General features: G+C 63.2%; 13 protein-coding genes and 1 pseudogene. 7 read left to right on the top strand and 7 right to left on the bottom strand.

Annotated elements, in window-relative coordinates; translation table 11 throughout:
- The first annotated feature begins 25 nt into the window (after positions 1–25).
- The 5 genes from P6U30_RS26155 (at position 26) to P6U30_RS26135 (ending at position 5,179) form a co-directional block, all read left to right on the top strand.
- Positions 26–814: a gluconate 2-dehydrogenase subunit 3 family protein gene (locus P6U30_RS26155; RefSeq protein WP_407165743.1), complete on the top strand. Its 789-nt coding sequence runs from the start codon at positions 26–28 to the stop codon at positions 812–814.
- Positions 814–2,577, top strand: coding sequence for a GMC family oxidoreductase (locus tag P6U30_RS26150; protein ID WP_407165742.1), 1,764 nt, complete (start codon positions 814–816; stop codon positions 2,575–2,577). The genes P6U30_RS26155 and P6U30_RS26150 overlap by 1 nt, the downstream gene beginning before the upstream one ends.
- Complete coding sequence (locus P6U30_RS26145; protein WP_407165741.1) at positions 2,574–3,821, top strand: c-type cytochrome; 1,248 nt, start codon at positions 2,574–2,576, stop codon at positions 3,819–3,821. The genes P6U30_RS26150 and P6U30_RS26145 overlap by 4 nt, the downstream gene beginning before the upstream one ends.
- A gap of 57 nt (positions 3,822–3,878) precedes the next feature.
- Complete coding sequence (locus P6U30_RS26140; RefSeq protein ID WP_407165740.1) at positions 3,879–4,901, top strand: S1C family serine protease; 1,023 nt, start codon at positions 3,879–3,881, stop codon at positions 4,899–4,901.
- A 104-nt stretch (positions 4,902–5,005) separates the two neighbouring features.
- Positions 5,006–5,179, top strand: coding sequence for a hypothetical protein (locus tag P6U30_RS26135; protein WP_407165739.1), 174 nt, complete (start codon positions 5,006–5,008; stop codon positions 5,177–5,179).
- Between the two features lie 206 nt (positions 5,180–5,385).
- On the opposite strand, the gene P6U30_RS26130 is transcribed toward P6U30_RS26135, so the two are convergent.
- Complete coding sequence (locus P6U30_RS26130) at positions 5,386–7,581, bottom strand: SEC-C metal-binding domain-containing protein (protein WP_407165738.1); 2,196 nt, start codon at positions 7,579–7,581, stop codon at positions 5,386–5,388.
- Between the two features lie 239 nt (positions 7,582–7,820).
- On the opposite strand from P6U30_RS26130, the gene P6U30_RS26125 reads away from it, so the two are divergent.
- Both P6U30_RS26125 and P6U30_RS26120 read left to right on the top strand, forming a co-directional pair.
- The gene (locus P6U30_RS26125; protein ID WP_407165737.1) at positions 7,821–8,129 is read left to right on the top strand and encodes a P27 family phage terminase small subunit; all 309 of its coding nucleotides are present in this window, start codon (positions 7,821–7,823) and stop codon (positions 8,127–8,129) included.
- A gap of 633 nt (positions 8,130–8,762) precedes the next feature.
- On the top strand, positions 8,763–9,455 hold the full coding sequence (locus P6U30_RS26120) for a glutathione S-transferase C-terminal domain-containing protein (protein ID WP_407165736.1): 693 nt from the start codon (positions 8,763–8,765) through the stop codon (positions 9,453–9,455).
- A gap of 632 nt (positions 9,456–10,087) precedes the next feature.
- Here the strand turns inward: P6U30_RS26120 and P6U30_RS26115 are convergent.
- The 6 genes and pseudogenes from P6U30_RS26115 to P6U30_RS26090 form a co-directional block, all read right to left on the bottom strand.
- Positions 10,088–10,618: pseudogene (locus P6U30_RS26115) on the bottom strand (adenylate/guanylate cyclase domain-containing protein); the annotation flags it as partial.
- Positions 10,619–11,392: 774 nt separating this feature from the next.
- Positions 11,393–12,172 carry an alpha/beta fold hydrolase gene (locus tag P6U30_RS26110; RefSeq protein ID WP_407165735.1) on the bottom strand — a complete coding sequence of 260 codons (780 nt, stop codon included), beginning with the start codon at positions 12,170–12,172 and terminating at the stop codon, positions 11,393–11,395.
- A gap of 3 nt (positions 12,173–12,175) precedes the next feature.
- Positions 12,176–13,471, bottom strand: a complete 1,296-nt coding sequence (locus tag P6U30_RS26105) for an O-acetylhomoserine aminocarboxypropyltransferase (protein ID WP_407165734.1) — start codon at positions 13,469–13,471, stop codon at positions 12,176–12,178.
- 48 nt (positions 13,472–13,519) lie between these two features.
- Complete coding sequence (pncB, locus tag P6U30_RS26100; protein ID WP_407165733.1) at positions 13,520–14,824, bottom strand: nicotinate phosphoribosyltransferase; 1,305 nt, start codon at positions 14,822–14,824, stop codon at positions 13,520–13,522.
- Between the two features lie 61 nt (positions 14,825–14,885).
- Positions 14,886–18,428 carry a molybdopterin cofactor-binding domain-containing protein gene (locus tag P6U30_RS26095; RefSeq protein WP_407165732.1) on the bottom strand — a complete coding sequence of 1,181 codons (3,543 nt, stop codon included), beginning with the start codon at positions 18,426–18,428 and terminating at the stop codon, positions 14,886–14,888.
- Entirely contained in the window at positions 18,428–18,895 is a 468-nt protein-coding gene (locus P6U30_RS26090; protein ID WP_407165731.1) for a (2Fe-2S)-binding protein, read from the bottom strand. Before P6U30_RS26090 ends, P6U30_RS26095 begins: the two co-directional genes overlap by 1 nt.
- Positions 18,896–19,027: the final 132 nt, after the last annotated feature.

The raw sequence follows: 19,027 nt of genomic DNA, 5'->3' as shown, positions 1-19,027 counted from the left end.
GTCGGCAATGTTCAAGGAGATGACCATGGAACAAGCTGATCGCCGATTCGGGAGGGCATCACGCCGCCTGGAAGGTGCCGCCGGTTATCATGGCGTCACGCGTCGCGAGCTGCTGCTGGCGACCGCGGCTCTCCTGGTCACGACCTCCGGCGTCAATGCGCGCATCGTCACCAAAGTGCTGCCGTGGAAGCCGAACGAAGCCTACCCGGTGACGCCGGCCGTGCCCGGCGGCTATCTGTTCTTTACGGCGCATGAGGCGGCCGTCGTCGAAGCCTTCGTCGATCGTCTCATCCCGGCCGACGAATTGGGGCCGGGCGCGAAGGAGGCTGGCGTCACCAGCTTTATCGATCGCCAGCTCACCGGTCCCTATGGCGGGCACGACTGGCTCTATATGGCGGGGCCATTCTCGCAAGACCCGCTGCCGTCGCAGGGACTGCAGTCGGAGCTGACCCCGCGACAGCAATACCGCAACGGAATTGCGGCGCTCGAAGCCCACTGCAAGACCACCTTCAATCGCGGCTTTGCCGAGCTCGACACTGCTGAGCAGGACAAGCTGATTGCGGGACTCGAGAAGGGCGAAGTTCAACTGCCTGGTTTCTCCAGCAAGATGCTGTTCACCGCGATCCATAGCAATGCGATCGAGGGGTTCTTCGCCGATCCGATCTATGGCGGCAATCGCGATATGGTCGGCTGGAAGCTCGTCGGTTTTCCCGGCGTGCGTTACGACTACCGCGACGTGATGGACCGGCCGAATCAGGCCTACACCTTGCCACCGGTGAGCTTGCAGGGCCGCCCGGCCTGGGGAGAGCGTTGATGGCCCGCCGTCTTCCCCGCAAGGATGTTGTCATCGTCGGCCTTGGCTGGACCGGCTCGATCCTCGCCTACGAATTAGCCCGCACCGGGCTGGATGTCGTTGCATTGGAGCGCGGCCCCTGGCGGGACACCGCAAGCGATTTCAATATCGGCACCGCACCGGATGAGCTGCGATACGCAGTGCGTCACGACATCTTCCTGCGCCCAAAGCAGGAGACGCTGACCATGCGCAACAATCCGTCGCAAACGGCGCTGCCGATCCGCAAATGGGGAAGCTTCCTGCCGGGCAACGGTGTCGGCGGGGCGGGTCTGCATTGGAATGGACAAACCTGGCGCTTCCTGCCCGACGACTTCCGCATTCGCAGCCACATGATCGAACGCTACGGCGAGAGGATCTTGCCAGAGGGCAACCAGATCCAGGACTGGCCGGTGAGCTATGACGAGCTCGAGCCGCACTACGACAAGTTCGAGCAGGTTGCCGGAATCTCCGGCAAGGCCGGCAACATCAAGGGCAACATTCAGCCCGGCGGTAATCCGTTCGAGGGCCCACGCGAGCGGGAGTATCCGACACCACCGCTGAAGCAGGGCTATTCGCAGTCGCTGTTCACCAAGGCGGCCACGGACATGGGCCTGCACCCGTTTCCGCGGCCGTCCGCCAACATCTCGGTGGCCTACACCAATCCGTATGGCTGCAGCATGGCGCCGTGCACCTATTGCGGCTTCTGCGAATGGTTCGGCTGCGCCAACTATTCGAAATCGTCGCCGCAGACCTGCGTGCTGCCTGCGCTGGTCCGGGAGCCGACCTTCGAAGCGCGCACCGACTGCGAGGTCACCAAGGTCAATCTGAGCGCCGACGGCAAGATGGCCACCGGCGTGACCTATGTCGATGCCACCGGGGAGGAGTGGGAGCAGCCCGGCGATCTCGTGCTGGTCTGCGCCTTCAGCCTCTTCAATGTGCGTCTGTTGCTGCTTTCCGGCATCGGCAAGCCGTACGATCCTGCGACCGGCGAGGGCGTGGTCGGGCGCAACTATGCCTACCAGACCGGCTCCGGCGCCACCGGCTTTTTCAGCGATGTGAAGTTCAATCCGTTCGCCGCAGCGGGCTCGCTCGGTGTGGCGCTCGACGACTACAACAGCGACAATTTCGATCACGGCCCGCATGGTTTCGTCGGCGGCGCATCGATCACCAATGCCCACACCAATGGCCGGCCGATCCGCTATCACCCGACCCCGCCGGGAACGCCGGCCTGGGGCAGCGCCTGGAAGAGGGCCGTCAAGGACAGCTATCAGCGCGTCACCAATGTCGGCGCGCAGGGCAGCGTCATGAGCTATCGCAACAACTATCTCGATCTCGATCCGACCTACAAGGATCCGCTCGGCCGCCCCTTGATGCGCATGACGTTCGACTACCAGCCGAACGAGCATAAGATGGCGAATTGGATGGCCGAGCGCTGCCAGGAGATCGTCAAGGCGATGGGCGCCCACACCACAAAACTCAACCGCCTCGGCGTGCCGTGGTCGGTGGTGCCGTATCAGACCACGCACAACACCGGCGGTGCGGTGATGGGATCGGATCCGAACACCAGCGCGTTGAACCGCTATTTGCAGTCATGGGATGTCCCGAACGTGTTCGTGATGGGTGCTTCCGCCTTCCCCCAGAATGCGGGCTACAACCCGACCGGCACGGTCGGCGCGCTGACCTATTGGAGCCTCGAGGCGATCTTCAAATATCTGAAGTCGCCGGGCGCGCTGGTGCCGCGATGAGCAAGCGCACGATGTGGTTCCGCTACCTGATCCTGCTGCTTCCGCTGTTCAGCGCCGGCAGCGTGACGGCCCGTCCTGACGATTACGTCGATCTCGCGCGCGGCAAGGCCCTTGTCATCGCGGGCGACTGCGCGGCCTGCCACACTGCCGCGGGCGGTCAGCCGTTTGCCGGCGGACTCGCACTGCAGACCCCGTTCGGCGCGATCATGACGCCGAACATTACGCCCGACAACACAACCGGGATCGGAAGCTGGTCAGCCGAAGATTTTGCGCTCGCCATGCAACAGGGCAGGCGTCCAGGCGGCGGGCACCTCTATCCGGCGTTTCCCTATCCCTACTACACGAAGGTGGAGCGCAGCGACCTCGATGCAATGTATCAGTATCTGCGTGCGCTGCCGCCGGTCGAAAATCGAGTCAATCGCAACACGCTGCCATTTCCATTCAACATACGGCTGTTGATGAAGGGCTGGAACGCGCTGTTCTTCACGCCGGGATCGTTCACGCCGGATCCGGCGCGGTCGGCCGAGTTCAACCGGGGTGCCTATCTGGTCGAAGGGCTTGGCCATTGCGGCGCCTGCCACACGCCGTTCAATGCGTTCGGCGCCAGCCAGAACGACAAATATCTGCAAGGCAACCAGATCGACAACTGGACCGCGCCGAACATCACCAATGATGAGCGTGTCGGACTCGGCAAATGGTCGGTCGATGACATCGTGCAGTATCTGAGGACGGGACAGAACGCCTTCAGTCTCGCCAGCGGCCCGATGAAGGACGCGATCGAGAATTCGACCTCGAAAATGCCGGTGTCCGATCTGAAGGCGATTGCCGTCTACCTCGAGGAGCGCGGCGCGGCAGGGCCGCCGGCCGCGACGCCGCTGGCGGCTTCGGATCCGCGAATGCAAGCGGGAGAGGCGATCTATGTCGACACTTGCGCCGCCTGCCATGTGCGGACCGGCGTCGGCGTCGCGCATCTCTTCCCGAAGCTGGCCGGCAACGTGGTGACGACCCAGGAGGACCCGGCGAGCCTGATCCGGATCATCATTGCCGGCGGCCGCGCGGCGGCGACCGACAGCTTCCCGACCTCGCCGGCGATGCCGTCGCTCGGCTTCCGCCTGACCGATCAGCAGGTCGCGGCCGTCGTCACCTATATCCGCAATTCCTGGGGCAATGCGGCTGCGCCGGTCTCGGAAGAGGCGGTCGCCGCGCTGCGCGCCAAGCTGACCGGTGCCGCGCCCGGGGACTGACACCCTTGCGGGCGGGCCGGCCGGCCACCATCTGACAGGACCAGAGGAAATCTCGTCATGTTAGATTTTACGTCAGATATCGCCGATGACAGGCCGTCATCGCGAACGGCCGATGCTGCCCGGGAGGATGACCGGGTTTTGCTGGATGCCTATTCCAACGCCCTGATCGACGTGACCGAACGCGTCGGCCCGGCGGTCGTGCGGGTCGAAACCGGACCGAAGGTGCGCAATGCCCGCGAGCGCGGCGGGCTCGGCTCGGGCATTGTGATCTCGCCCGACGGGCTTGTGCTGACCAACAGCCACGTGGTCGGATCGTCCAAGGAGATCCGCCTGCGCGACACCGAGGGCTTCGTCACCGATGCCCACGTGCTCGGCGTCGATCCCGACACCGATCTCGCGCTGCTGCGGGCCGATGGCGCGCGCGATCTGCCTTACGCTTCGCTCGGCAATTCCAAGACCTTGCGGCGCGGCCAGCTCGTGGTCGCGATCGGCAATCCGCTCGGCTTTGAATCGACCGTGACCGCCGGCGTGGTGTCGGCGCTGGGCCGCTCGATCCGCTCGGTCAGCGGGCGGACCATCGAGGACGTGATCCAGACCGATGCCGCGCTCAATCCCGGCAATTCCGGCGGGCCGCTGGTGTCGTCGAGGGCGGAGGTGATCGGCATCAACACCGCGATCATCAACGGCGCGCAGGGCATCTGCTTTGCGGTCGCCAGCAACACCGCGCAGTTCGTGCTGTCGGAGATCATCCGCCACGGCTATGTCCGCCGCGCCTATATCGGTGTCGCCGGCCAGACCGCGCCGGTGCCGCGGCGGCATGCCGTGCTCGCCGGCGTCGAGAACAAGATGGGCGCGCTGCTGATGCAGATCGAGCCGGACAGTCCCGCCGCGCGGGCAAGCCTGCTGCCGGGCGATGTCGTGATCAGGCTCGACGGCATCGAGATCAACGGCGTCGACGATCTGATCCGCGCGCTCGATCACAGCCGGATCGACCGCACCCTGTCGATGGACGTGCTCCGCCTCGGCCGCCTCCGCGCGATTGACATCCACCCGATCGAGCGCAAGCCTGCGAAACAGTGACGACAATCCTAGCCGCGCGTGAGGTGCACCCTCTCCTCTCATGTCCGCCGTAGCCTTGGCGAAGGCGGATGTGGGAGAGGGGGGCGAAAATCGAGCGGAGCGAGATGAAGCCGGGTGAGGGGTTCTATCCACGAGCTCACCCGTGGGGAGAGCAGCGCGCGACGGAGGCGGAGACCAAGGCCGCACAACTCGACGCCGAGATCGCCAAGCTGTGGCTCCAGATCATCGAGAGCGCCGCCGATCGCGGCAGATGCTCGACCTGCCGATGCGACCGGTGAACTAAGTGAGCGCGGGAGAGCAATTTGCATGGGCCATCGTCGCTGGAGTGCTGGTGTTGTCCGGCACGGTGCTCGCGGGACTGGTCGTGGCGGGGGGTCTGAAAAGTAGAATCCCGGAGGGTTCCGAGCGCGGCGGCGCTCTAATTCTAACGGCCGCAAGTTAGTGGGGAATTGTCCCGCAATCCCCGTTTTGGCAGTACCATCGTTTAAGGCCATCCATTTTTGAGCAAATGGCACTTCTTGTATTTCTTGCCGCTACCGCACGGGCATTTTTCGTTGCGACCTATCTTTGGCTGCTTTCCGGCCCGCTTGATCAATGACTCCAGCGCATTAATCGGTCGCGCCTGTGGCATGTTGGCGGTAGCGGCGTCCATCGCGCCATCCTGTTCCCAAGGAAATTCGATCAATCCACCAAAGCGTACAGAGCCGGAGCCGGGCTCTAGAAGCAAACCCGCCCACTTCTCAGCCTTCACGCTGTACTTGCGCAACTCGCAGTGGCGTCGAAGTCTTTCATCAGCGATTCCATTGGGCAGGTTATTGGAATGAACGGTTATGCCGCTTGCCGCTTCCGAACTCGCGACGGTGATGTCATGGTGCTTCTGCTGTTTTGCGGCCGCAGCGACTATTGCATCGATCCCACGGCTCAACCGTTTGACACTCTCCTCGCCAAATTTTAGCAATTCGAGACCGACGCCGATGGCGGCCGGCTCGGAGCGACGCTCGATCTGATTTATAATGCGGCCAACCGCCGTTTCTTTGAGTACGGTGAGGATGCCCGGTGGCACCTTCTCGCCCGGCAAGCCATCGCGGCGAGCGGCCATCGCAATGTCCAGATCGACGCTAAGATCATCTTCGACCGCGATGAAGTCGTTCTCGCCAAGCCACAGGTTTCGTTTGAGATGGAATCCTAGCGCGTTGATCTCATGCGAGTGCGATATGTTTTCGCCAGCTCTCGCCCGCAATTCGAGATAGCTCAAAAACCGCAATGGTGTTTCGAGAAATTCAGTGACGACGTCAATGAAGAACACGTCGCACACGAGCGGAACTTGGATGATGCTCGTTGTATTGTAGGAGAGGAACTGCCGGGCCTGAAAGCTTAGAGCGGGGTAATGATCAGATACAACGCAGATTGGATAGACCTGCTTGAGCGACGGAATCGCGATCTCATTTCCATCGGAGTCAGTGAAGGTCACCGAGTTGCTAACTAGGTGCTCGCTGCACAGCATCGCTTGGTCGCAAGCGTCCTGCACAGCGCCCTTGAAGTCGGATCGAAGCTGAAGGTCGTTTCCCTTGCGTGCAGCCAAGGTAAGCTTTTTTGACTTTGACTGCAGGACGATGGCGCGATCTCCGAAGAGAACGAGCGTATCGATCTCGCTGACCTTCTTCTTGCGTGCCTTCGTTTCCCAGATGTCGACATTTTGCAGCACATTGGTGCTGCCGAACACCCTTTCCAGTCGATCGGCGGTAAATTGTTCTGCGAAGAGACCGCGATTTGCCATCGCAGTCGCCTCATAAGACTTGTCGGCCGCCATCCAATAGAACGGCGTTTCGTACAGCGCTTCGGCTAGGCTTGCATAGAGGAAGAGGGTGTATCTGCCATCCTGCCCCTTGAGAATTGGAAACGCGTTTGCAGCATTGAACTCATGGAGCGCGGTAAAGGTTGGGTTGCCGTCGTCGGGAAAGCAAAATGCAGCAAGCACGGCGTCGACTGTCGCGAGACCCAACCCGGACCCAGTAACGACGTCGGCGGCCGTGAACTCGAATCCACCCATCATGGTCCATTGTTCGGGCGGCAGCCCCTTTAGGCTCTTGATGCTCTTCAGGAGATTGTCACTAAGAAATGCAGAAATTGCGGTGATCGCTTTCTGCGCTTCTTCTGCAGAGAATCCCTTATTTGTGGTCAGCCACGTGTCATCTCTGCCATACTTCAAAACGGACAAGTCGCGGTACTGTGATGCATAGGCAGATTCCGCACCATAGAATATTGGCTCGCGCAACAGCGCCGCGCCAGTAAAGGGATTGGTCGATCCCGTAGGATCGGCCATCGCGGCAGTCAGCGCCGCCTTGGCGGGCTCGTTTAACGCCTCATGCAATTCCTTCAGGAGTGCTTCTGTGCGTCCAAGATACTGCTGAAATGTTTTCTGGTCCGGAAGCGCGAGGTCGCGTTGCCCTCTCAGCATCAAGCCGATGAGCGTCGAGATTTCGGTGCGGATAAGTCGGTCGAAGGAGAACAGCTTTGCGTAGTCCTTGCCGCGAAGCACGTCGCCAAAGCCGACAACGTGATCTCGGAAGCAGAAGTGCGCAATCGCGTGAATGTAACCCGGACTCACGCACAAGGCGGCGAGATCATCGAAGATCGTTTGTTCTGGACGAGGGAAGAGAGGTGGGGAAACGGAATCCATTTTGAAAATTCAAGTGCAAAGAGGGCGTTGTTCATAACTATCAATTCGGAGTTGTAGCTCAATGGTCTCACGGAACCAAGCCCGCATGCCTATTTTCCTCTAGGCCGGGCGGTGTACTGCGCATCCGGGCGTATAGCGACATTTCCGCGCGACGAGGATCGAACGGCCGTTATGATTTCACAAGCGGGCCTCAGACCGGCCAGCCTAAACCGTGGTAGATTGCGCTGCCTGAGGCTTTCATGCCCGGTCCGCCGCATCTCCGCCTGCTCAAGGGCAACACCGGCAAGCGGCGCGGCCGCATCCCGCCCGAACCGACACGCACCGAAGAATGCCCAGAGCCGCCGCACCATCTGCGCGGCTATACGAGGGAAGCGTGGTGTGAACTTGCACCCGAACTGCACCGGTTGAACTTGTTGACTACGCTCGATCTTGGACCGTTCAGCGTCTACTGTGCCGCCTATTCCACTTGGCGACAGCTGAGCAGGCTCTTACACGTTGGCCTTGTCCTTCGAGATGCGCGTTCCGCGCTCCTCAGGGGTGACGGATGATCTATGCTTGTCATTGCGAGCTAACGGGTCGCGTGAACGCGCGCCCGATGACAGGCTCCGCGAAGCAATCCACAGCACGGCATACGCGGTAGCATGGATTGCTTCCACCTTCGCCAAGGCTTCGGCGGACAAGTCGTCGCTTCAGCGCAAACTTGCTTTGCAATTTTGTCGCGAACCCCCAGGAAGAAAGTGGTGAGTTCCAGGTCGGCGACTTCACGCCGGTCCGGACCCACAATGACAGGGGCTGTTCCAAGTTCACGTTTCAAACAGCGCGGTGTCATCACCCGCGCATGCGGGTGATCCAGTATTCCAGAGAGGTTGGTGCTTGAACCGAGAGGCCTCGGCGTACTTGGATGGCCCGCCGGAGCCTGTCATCGGGCGCGCGTTCGCGCAACCCGGTGGCGGGCCATGACGACTGAGAGAATGTGCATCCGCATCCTTGCGACACAATTTGTCCGAGCCTTGCCTCTCGTGGAGGCGAGGCGGAGATCTTGTGCTGGTCCTGAGCTTTACCGGTTGTGATCCAAGGCCGTCCTGTGCCGTTTTGTCCGTACCCACAGGCTTACGCGCCTGACGTTTGCAACTGACCAATTTTAAAGTAGCCTGCAGCCTTCTTGGACCTGGCGAGCCACCATGCTCACGCTCTATTCCTATCCGCCGTTGTTCGGCGTGGCCGACAACAATGGCTATGGTCTGAAGGTCTTCGCTTTTCTGAAGCTCGCCGGCGTACCGTTCCGGCACGAACACATTTTTGACGCGTCGAAAGCGCCGCGCCAACAATTACCCTATATCGTCGACGGCCAAGACAGCGTCGGCGACAGCGAGACCATTCTCGGCCATGTCACCGAAAAATATGGCGTGACGCTGGATGTGGCGCTGACGGTGGCGCAACGCACGACCAATCATCTCATCACGCGGACGCTCGACGATCTCTACTGGGTGATGTCCTATTCGCGCTGGAAGGACGAGCGCTACTGGCCCCTGTTCCGCGATGCGCTCAAGCGCGAGCATCCGAGCCTCACCGACGACGGCTTGATGAAGGCCAAGGAGTTCAACGCTCAGCGCTATTATTACCAAGGCATCGGCCGGTTCGAACCTGACGCCGCGATGGCCCGCGGGCTCGCCGATCTCGCTGCACTGGCAAACTTGATCCCGAGGCACGGCTATGTGCACGGCAACAGACCGACGAGCATCGACGCCAGTATCTATGGCTTCGTGGCCAATATCTACTTCTACGACATCGAGACGCCGCTGAAGAAATTCGTGACCTCGCACGACGCTCTGGCGCAACATTGCCGTGCCATCCACGCGGCAGTCAGTACGTGAGCGTGGAATAAGATCAAGTCGGCGATGTCGTCGGTTAGTCTGCGCTCATGCAACGTGATGCGGAAGCCACGGTTTCGTGGCGCTAGCGAATTCGAGAAGGCAGCACGTGGACCCATAGCCGACGATGCTGCGTTTCCGCTTGCATGAATGGCAAGAGCTTGGAGCTACTGGCGACGCCACTCAATGTCGATGCTGCGAATCGCAGTTCCGCCAGTTGCATTGAGTTGGCCGTTCTTTAGCGTTCCAGAAAGATGGGCGGTGATCACCCGGACGCCGTCGTTGTTTTCAACGTTCAGCTCCATCTTGACGTCTCCCGACGCTGAAACATCGCCGGCGATAATAACGTCTCTGTTTGGTGCTCGCGCCGGATATCTTGCCGAAATCTTACCGTTGTGGACGGTAGCGACATTCACCATGTAGCAGCGCGCTGCCTCTTCGCGACTCGGCCCGAGGCAAACCTGTCCGGCATATTGACCGTCCTGTGCCTTTGCCGTCTGCTGCTGTTGACGAACCGAATAAGCCCAAAATCCAATTGCTAGCGGTAGGATGAATACAGAGGCGGCTCCCAACCATTTTCTATTTGCCGCTTTGCGCCATCTCTTGCTGGAAGCAGGCAAAGCACCGTCGGGCCCAATGATGGAATAGGTTCGGACCGGCTGAGGAATATTCTTATATTTCTGCTCGCCCAGGAATTCGAGGGAAAGCGAAAGCTTGTTGCGGATTTGATCGTGAACGCTACCGGAGATGCAGATCCCTCCGGGCTCTGCCGCTGATTGGAGCCGCGCCGCAATGTTAACGCCGTCCCCGAATATGTCATGCGCCTCGACGATTACATCGCCGATATTGATCCCCACGCGGAAGGCAATGCGCTTATCCTCTGCATCGCCGACTGTAAGCTCCTTGATACGGCCCTGAAACTGGATGGCGGCCCGAACCGCCTCGACGGCGCTGGCAAACTCCGCCAAGAAACCGTCCCCGGTATTCTTCACAATGCGGCCGCCGTGTTCTGTAATTGCTAAGGGGACAGCGTCATTTAGCAGCGCCGTCAGTTTGCCATGCGTAGCCTCTTCGTCGTTGTGCATGAGCCGCGAGTAGCCAGCGACGTCGGCGGCCAATATCGCCGATAGCCTGCGCTCGACGCGGACTGGTCGCTTCTGCTCCATGGCTCGCAAACCTAGCCGATGAGATATTGTACGACGGATTAGCTGACCGGGCCACACGGCTAAGGTCGCTTATTGGCCGCTCTCGGGCTTGCGGCAACGTCCGCTTTCACCGGAACACGACTCGCCATTGGTTGTTGATGCGGATCGAGTGCTTGCCCGCCAAGTCGCCCCTTGCAATGGCATGGGTGAGAATTTTCGGCCGCGATCGCGACGGATGCGTACGCTGTTGCGCAGGCGCCGGGGCATTCGCGTGATTTCGGAATAATAGAAGATATCGCTGAGTTGCCCGACACGTCAAGTTGCTTCTCTGAGTGGCCGGCGGCGGCCGCCCTGCTACTTTGCATGGGGTTGTTTTCGATATTCTGGGGACGCTCACCTTCGCGGCAAGTTCTCCAACGTCGCCAGCAGTTGTGGCGGCAAAGGGCGTCTCGAATGGGAAAGCAGCGGAGCTGGCTGAGGGGTTGTATCCATGCGCTCGAACACAGCCGGGTCGACTGGACCTTATCGATGGACGTGCTCCGTCTTGACCGCCTGCGCACCCGATCGAGCAGACGCTGTCGAAGCAGTGAGGGTGAACGCGTCCAGGCACGAGATGCATCCACTCCCCTTGCGGGAGAGGGTGGTTTCGCTGCGGAAGCAGCGAAACCGGGTGAGGGGTTTCTCTCCGCGGAGACAGACCCCTCATCCGGCGCTTCGCGCCACCTTCTCCCACATCCGCCTTCGCCAAGGCTACGGCGGACATGAGGGGAGAAGGGAAGGAAGTTCGCGGCTCCGCTATTGCAGCGCCGCCAGCAGTTCGTCCGGTTGCTCGACCATCATCATGTGACCGGCACCTCGCAGCACCACGGTGCGGGCATTCGGCGTCGCGGCGGCGAGCGTCTTGCCGGCCTTGGCTGGGGTCATCATGTCGCGCTCGCCGAGGATGAAGGTCGCGGGCACCTTGACCGCTGCCGCGGCAGCGAGCGCGTTCTGGTAGGCGTTGCAGGCGTTGAGGTCGTTGTACAGCACACCGGGCCTCGTCTCCTGCAGCACGCGCTGCGCGCCCTGGTGCATCCACAAGCCCGGCGCGAGGCTGCCGCCGAGCTCGGCCTTGAAGCCGAGGCCCCAGATCGAGACCATGTCGATCGCGGCGGGATCGTTGGCCTCGGCGGCCTTCAGGAGGTCGGGGCCGACCGTCATGGTCGCGGCAATGCCGATCAGCGCGAGGCCTGACACCTTGTCGGGATGCCGCGCCGCCGTCTCGAGCGCGATCAGCGAGCCCATGGAGTGGCCGATCAGCCTCGCCTTCGGCGCGCCGGCCGCCGCGATCAGCGCCGCGGTCCAGTCGGCCATCTCGGCGATGGTCGGCAGCGGCTTGCCTGACGAGCGGCCATGGCCGGGCAGGTCGGGCGCCAGCACGGAGAAGCCGTGATGGGCGAACCAGCGGCTGTGCAGTGCCCAGGTCGAGGAATCGAAGCCGGCGCCATGGATCATCACCACCGCGGCGAGCTGCGGATCGAACGGCTTGCCGCCGGTGGCGATGAAGGTGTCAGAGCCGTTGACGGAAAGCTGCATGGCCTAAGTCCTTTGCGAGGCGCGCAGCGCCTGGCCGAGATCGTCGATGATGTCTTGTGCGGTTTCGATGCCGACCGACAGCCGCACCAGCTCCTCGCCGATGCCGGCGGCCTTGAGCTGCTCGGCGTCCATCTGCTGATGCGTGGTGCTGGCGGGATGGATCACCAGCGTCTTGGCGTCGCCGACATTGGCGAGATGGCTGATCAGCTTCAGCGACTCGATGAACTTCTTGCCGGCGGCGCGGCCGCCCTTGATGCCGAAGCTGACGATCGAGCCGGCTCCGCGCGGCAGCAGCTTCTTGGCCAGCGCATGATCCGGATGCGTTTCCAGCGCCGGATGCAGCACCCAGTCGACCGCCTTGTTGGCGGCGAGCGCGTCGAGCACGGCATGGGTGTTGCTCATGTGGCGATCCATGCGGACGCCGAGCGTCTCGATGCCCTGCAGGAGCTGGAAGGCGTTGGTCGGCGACAGGCAGGCGCCGAAGTCGCGCAGGCCCTCGGTGCGGGCGCGCATGATGAAGGCAGCCTTGCCGAATTGCTCGTCGAAGACGATGCCGTGATAGCCGGCATAGGGCTCGGTGAGCTGCGGGAACTTGCCCGATGCCCGCCAGTCAAAGCGGCCGCCATCGACGATGACGCCGCCGATCGCGATGCCGTGGCCGCCCATCCATTTGGTCGCCGAGTTCATGCTGATGTCGGCGCCGAGCTCGATCGGCTGGCTCAGATAGGGCGTCGCGAACGTGTTGTCGATCAGCAGCGGGATCTTCGCATCATGCGCAATTTGTGCCACCGCCGGAATATCGAGCACCTCGAGGCCGGGATTGCCGATGGTCTCGCCGATCACGAGCCGCGTGTTCGGCCTGATCGCGGCGCGGAAGTCGTCGAGCGCGCGCGGCTTCACGAAGGTCGTGGTGATGCCGAACCGCGGCAGCGTGTGCGCGAGCAAGTTGATGGTGCCGCCATAGAGCGAGGCGGAGGCGACGATATGGTCGCCGGCATTCAGCAGCGTTGCGATCGCAAGATGCATCGCGGCCATGCCGCTCGCGGTACAGATGGCGCCGACGCCGCATTCGAGCGCAGCGATGCGTTCTTCCAGGACGGCGGTGGTCGGGTTGGAGATGCGCGTATAGATGTGGCCGGCGCGCTCCAGGTTGAACAGCGCGGCCGCGTGGTCGGCATCCTGGAATACGTAGGACGTGGTTTGATAGATCGGGACCGCGCGCGATCCGGTCGCGGGATCGGGCCGCTGGCCGGCATGCAGGCTCAGGGTTTCGAAGGCAGGCGGCTTGGGTGCGGGCATGCGAAACTCGTCGTCGGGTCAGTCGATGGAAGAAGCGTCCGCGTCGGTTTAGACGTGAACTGCGGTGCGAACACGGCCGGCATTGCCGAACACGCGCAAATAGCGCTCGACCTCGGAGGGGATGCCGGTCGCCTTCTCCGGATTGTCGGAGAGTTTTACGGCAGGCCGGCCGTCGACCGACGTCACCTTGCAGACGATCGAGATCGGGTCGAGCTCGGCGGAGCCGTCGGGCGCGCAGCCGACGAAATCATTGGTGAGGTTGGTGCCCCAGCCGAAGCTGATGCGGACGCGTCCCTTGAAGTGGTGGAACGTCTCCTCGATCGAGCCGACATCCATCGCGTCGGAGAACACCAAAAGCTTCTCCTTGGGATCGCGGCCCTTCTGCTTCCACCACTTGATGATCTCTTCGCCCGCCGTGATCGCCGGCGCGCTGTCGGGACGAAAGCCGGTCCAGTCCGCCACCCATTCGGGCGCATCGCGCAGGAACGGCTTGGTGCCGAACGCGTCGGGCAGGGCGACCAGGAGGTTGCCGCCGTAGGTGTGACGCCACTGGTCGAGAACGCGATAGGGCGCCCAGCGCAGCTCCTCGTCGGAATTGGCCAGCGCGGCGGCCACCATCGGCAGCTCATGCGCGTTGGTGCCGATCGCTTCGAGGTCGTTGTCCATCGCCAGCAGGACGTTCGAGGTGCCGGTGAAGCACGGACCCAGCCCTTCCTTCACCGCCTCGACGCACCAGCGCTGCCACAGGAAGCCGTGGCGGCGGCGGGTGCCGAAATCCGACAGGCGCAGCCCGTCGAGCTTGCGCAGCCGCTCGACCTTGGTCCACAGCTTGGCCTTGGCGCGGGCGTAGAGCACATCGAGCGCGAAGCGGCCATAGACCTTGGTCGCCGCGCGGGAGCGCAGCTCGTTGAGGATCGCGAGCGCCGGGATCTCCCACATCGTGGTGTGGGTCCACGGTCCGTGGAAATGCAGCTCATACTGGCCGTCGACCTTCCTCAGCTCGTATTCGGGCAGGCGGAAGGTCGAGAGCCAGTTGATAAAATCGGGCGAGAACATCTGGGTCTTGCCGTAGAATGTATTACCGGCGAGCCAGATCAGCTCCTTCTTGGAGAAACGGATGGTGCGGGCATGGTCGAGCTGGGCGCGCAGTTCGCCCTCGTCGATGACCTCGGCGAGCTTGATAAGGGTCGAGCGGTTGATCACCGAAAAGGTCGTGCGGGTGTCCGGATAGCATTCCCGGATCATGCGCTGCATCAACAGCTTATAGAAATCGGTGTCGAGCAGGCTGCGCACGATCGGATCGAGCCGCCAGCCATGGTTGTAGGTCCGGGTTGCAATATCTGTGACCGTCATACCGGAACTTTACCGTGCCGAAAGCCGCCCGCCCAGTGGGTTTCGGCCGGAACATGGCAGCTCAGCGCGCTATGTCCTGGCGGATACGGCCGACCGTTTGGGCAATATCTGTCCATTCCGGCCGGTCTGGGGCGAATTGCCGCCTGAGGAAGGAAACGAGCTCGGCGACCTGGCGGTCGGTCATGCTGTCCTTGAAGGCCGGCATATAGCCGAGATCGGCAACCGCCGGCTTGGCGATGCCGTGCAGGATCACCTGGATCAAGTTGTCCGGCGTGTCGCTGTGCAGATTGCTGTTCAGCGCCAGCGACGGCCGGCTGCCGAATAGCGGCGGTCCGCCGACCTCGTGGCAGACCGCGCAGGCGCCCTGATAGATTCGCCCGCCCACCGAAGCGGCCGTGGTCACCGCAGTGGCGGCTTCGAGCCGCGCGGCCAGCGCCTCGCGGGCCGATCGATCGGCAGCGTCGACGTTGAACGAGGCGAGGTAGACCGCCATCGCGCGGATGTCCTGATCGGGTAGCGCGGCGAGCTCCTTGACGACCGGCGCCATCGGCCCCGCGGCGACGCCGTGGAGGCGGGACTCGCCGGTGCGCAAATAGGCGTACAGCTCGTCCTCGCTCCACGGGATCGGCGCCTTCGACAGCGAGGTCAGCGCCGGCGCCTCCCAGCCCTCGGCAAAGCCGCCGGCGAGATAGGCGCCCTGCCGCTCCGCGCCGAGCGCATTGCGCGGCGAGTGGCAGGCGCTGCAATGGCCGAGACCTTCGATCAGGTAGGCGCCGCGATTCCATGCCGCGGATTTTGCTGGATCGGGCCGGAACGGGCCTGCCTGATGGAACAGAGCGTTCCACCCGGCAAGCAGCGGACGCAGGTTGAACGGAAACGCCAGCTCGTTCTTCGGCGTATCCGTGCGGACGGGCGGCTGCGCCATCAGATAGGCGTAGAGCGCCTGCAGGTCGGCATCATCAGCTCTGGCAAAATGCGTGTACGGAAAGGCCGGATAGAGGTGTCGCCCGTCGCGATGGATGCCCTCGCGCATGGCGCGCTCGAAGGCGGGATAGGACCAGCCGCCGATACCGGTGTCGACATCGGGCGTGATGTTGGTGCTGTGGATCGTGCCGAACGGCGTCTCCAGCGGCCGTCCGCCGGCGTTCAGAGCTCCGCCATCAGAGGTGTGGCAGACTGCGCAGGCACCGAGCGCCGCGAGCTCCTTGCCGCGCGCGACCGTCGCGGCCGAATAGACCGATGCGTCAGGCCGGGCGATCGGGGCGATCGCGCGCCACGGCAGCACGGCCGCGCCGACGCCGATGACCGCGGCGCAGGCGGCCGCAACGCCGGCAAGGAGACCGCTCCGCTTGATGAATGGATTTCGCCATCGCTCGCGCGGAGCGGGCTTGGGTGCAGCGAGAGACGCGGGCGCGGCCGGTTGCTCACCGCGCAATCCCTTCAGAATGCGTTCCGGCGTGAACGGCAATTCTCGGAAACGCACACCCGTCGCGTCATAGATCGCGTTGGCGATCGCGGCGGCGCTCGGCACGGACGCGGACTCGCCGACGCCGAGCGGCGGCTGGTCCTGCCGCGGCAGCATCAGCACGTCGACCTCAGGCACGTCGGGGAATTTGATGATCGGGTAGGCGCCCCATTCCCGCGCCGTCACCGCGCCACGCTCGAAGGACACTTCCTCCATCAGCGCGCGGCTGGTCGACTGGATGACGTTGCCTTCGATCTGGTGCCGTACGCCGTCCGGATTGATCATCAATCCGGAGTCCTGACCGGCGACCACGCGCGTCACGCTGACATCGCCGGTCGCCTTGTTGACGGCCACGTCGGCAATCCACGCAGACCATGCCGCGCCATAGCCGGGAAACTTGCTGTGCAGATACAGTGCATAGGCAAAGCCGCGGCCGCGCACGATGTCGCCTTCGGCCTCCCGCTCCTTGCGCACCGGGCGCGGCGTCCAGCCGGCGCGCTCGGCGACCGCATTGACGAGATCGATCGCGCGCTCGTCCTTCAGATACCGCAGCCGGTACTCGATCGGATCGACTTCGGCTTCGGCGGCGAGCTCGTCGATATAGGACTCATGGGCAAATGTGTTCGGCAGCGCCGAGACGCCACGGAGCCAGGACGCGCGCACGATCGGCGGCATGTCGTTCACGACCACGCGCATATTGTCGTAGTCGTAGGGCGGGATTGCGGTGCGATCGCCCATCTCGAATACGGCCGCTTCGGGCGCGACCCGCCCGGTCAGCAGCAGCGCCAGCGTCGGGGCTCCGTTCGAGGGATAGCGCGTGGCAAAATCATAACCGGCGACGCTGCCGTCGGCGTTGAGCCCGCCATTGACGTCCATCAGTTGCGCGGCGCCCTTCGGCTCCCACGCGAGCTCCTGCTCACGGCTGAGCTGAACCCGGACCGGGCGGCCGACCGCGCGCGACAGCAACAGCGCATCGGCAGAAACATCGTCGGCGCAGTTGCGGCCGTAGCAGCCGGCCGCCTCCATCCGGATCACGTCGATCTCGCTCTCGGGCCGATCGATCAGAAGGGCAAGATCGCCACGCAGGATGTGCGGGTTCTGCGTGCCGGACCAGACGCGGATGGCGCCATCGCGGTAGTCGGCGACCGCGCAGGACGGGCCGATCGAGCCGTGCATCTGATACGGCCAGACATAGGTTCGCTGCATCGGCGTCGCTGCCGCCTCGATCGCGGCGTCGACGTCGCCTTTGTCGATCAACTGGCGCGGCGTCGAGGGATTGGCACGCAATGCTTTCTCGGCCTCGCCGAGATCGGTCAGCGCCGGACCCGGCTTCCAGGTCACCTTGAGCTGGGCCGCTGCCTTGACTGCGTTCTCCTCGCGCTCCGCGACCACGCCGACAAAATCGCCGATCCGGACCACCGCGACGACGCCGGGAATGTCGAGCACGGAACTCTCGTCGATGGCGATCAGGCTGGTGCCGACGAAGGGGCCGGCGTCGACGCCGGCGTACGGGGGGCGGACGACGCGCCCGTGCAGCATGCCGGGCAGGCGAACATCATGGACGTAGACCAGCTCGCCGGTGGCTTTCGCAGGCAGATCGACGCGCGGCACCGACTTGCCGACGATGGAATAAGCGCTGACGGCCTTGAGGGGAACGTCGTCAGCCAGTTCAAGCCGGATGGTCTCGTTGGCAATCAGTTCGCCATAGCTGATGCTGCGATTGTCCTTGCCGCGGATCAGGCCGTCTTCGATCGAGAGATCGTCGACGGGCAATTCCAGCCGCTCCGCGGCGCGCGCGACCAGGAAATGCCGCGCCTGAGCTGCGGCCTTGCGCAGGGGAATCGCGGTGATCTGGATCGTTTCGCTTGCGATCGTCGCGCCCTGGTTGGGAACCACAGCGGTGTCGCCGAGCACGACGACGACGCGGGCAAAGGACACGTCGAGCTCTTCGGCGACGATCTGGCCCAGCGCGGTGCGGATGCCGGTGCCGAGATCGACGTGGCCATTATAGGCGTTCACCGTGCCGTCGGCGGTGATGGTGATGAAGGTCTCGAGTCCGCGGTGGACGCCTGCGCCCGAGGCGCGAACGACCGATAGCGAGCCGCGCGGGCGTTGCTCTGATGCGCTCAACGCTGTCATCAATCGCGTGCCTCGAGCGGATGTCCGGCAGCACGCATTGCGGCTCTGACAATCTCGATATGCGCGCCGCATCGGCAGAGATTGTAACGCAGCGCCTCCAGCACCTCGTGCTCGGAGGGGCGCGGATTGCGCGCGAGCAGTGCCTTGGTGGTGATGATCATGCCGTTGAGGCAGTAGCCGCATTGCGCAGCCTGCTCGCGGATGAAGGCTTCCTGCACGGGATCGGGATGCTCGCGCGTGCCGAGGCCCTCGAGCGTGACGATGTCGCGTCCCGCGCAGCCTTCGATCGGAATCACGCAAGCGCGCGCCGCGACGCCGTCGATCAGCACCGCACAGGCGCCGCACTCGCCGAGCCCGCAGCCGTATTTCGGTCCGTTCAGTTCGAGATCGTTGCGCAGCACGTAAAGCAACGCGGTGTCGGGAGCGGCGTCGACATCATGGTTCCTGCCGTTCACGGTCAGGCGCATTGCCTTGGTTCTCCCCTCGCATTTGCGCTGCAATGTCAGCGTCAAATCGCCGATGAGGATAACGTTTGTGTACAAACGTGCAAGCGGCGGCATGCCGCGCTGCAGTGGGTGCCCGCTTTATGAACAGGGCGC

The sequence above is a fragment of the Bradyrhizobium sp. ORS 111 genome, from assembly GCF_045571485.1.
In the GTDB taxonomy this organism is placed as follows: Bacteria; Pseudomonadota; Alphaproteobacteria; order Rhizobiales; family Xanthobacteraceae; genus Bradyrhizobium.
This window is presented reverse-complemented; position numbering and strand designations above follow the sequence as displayed.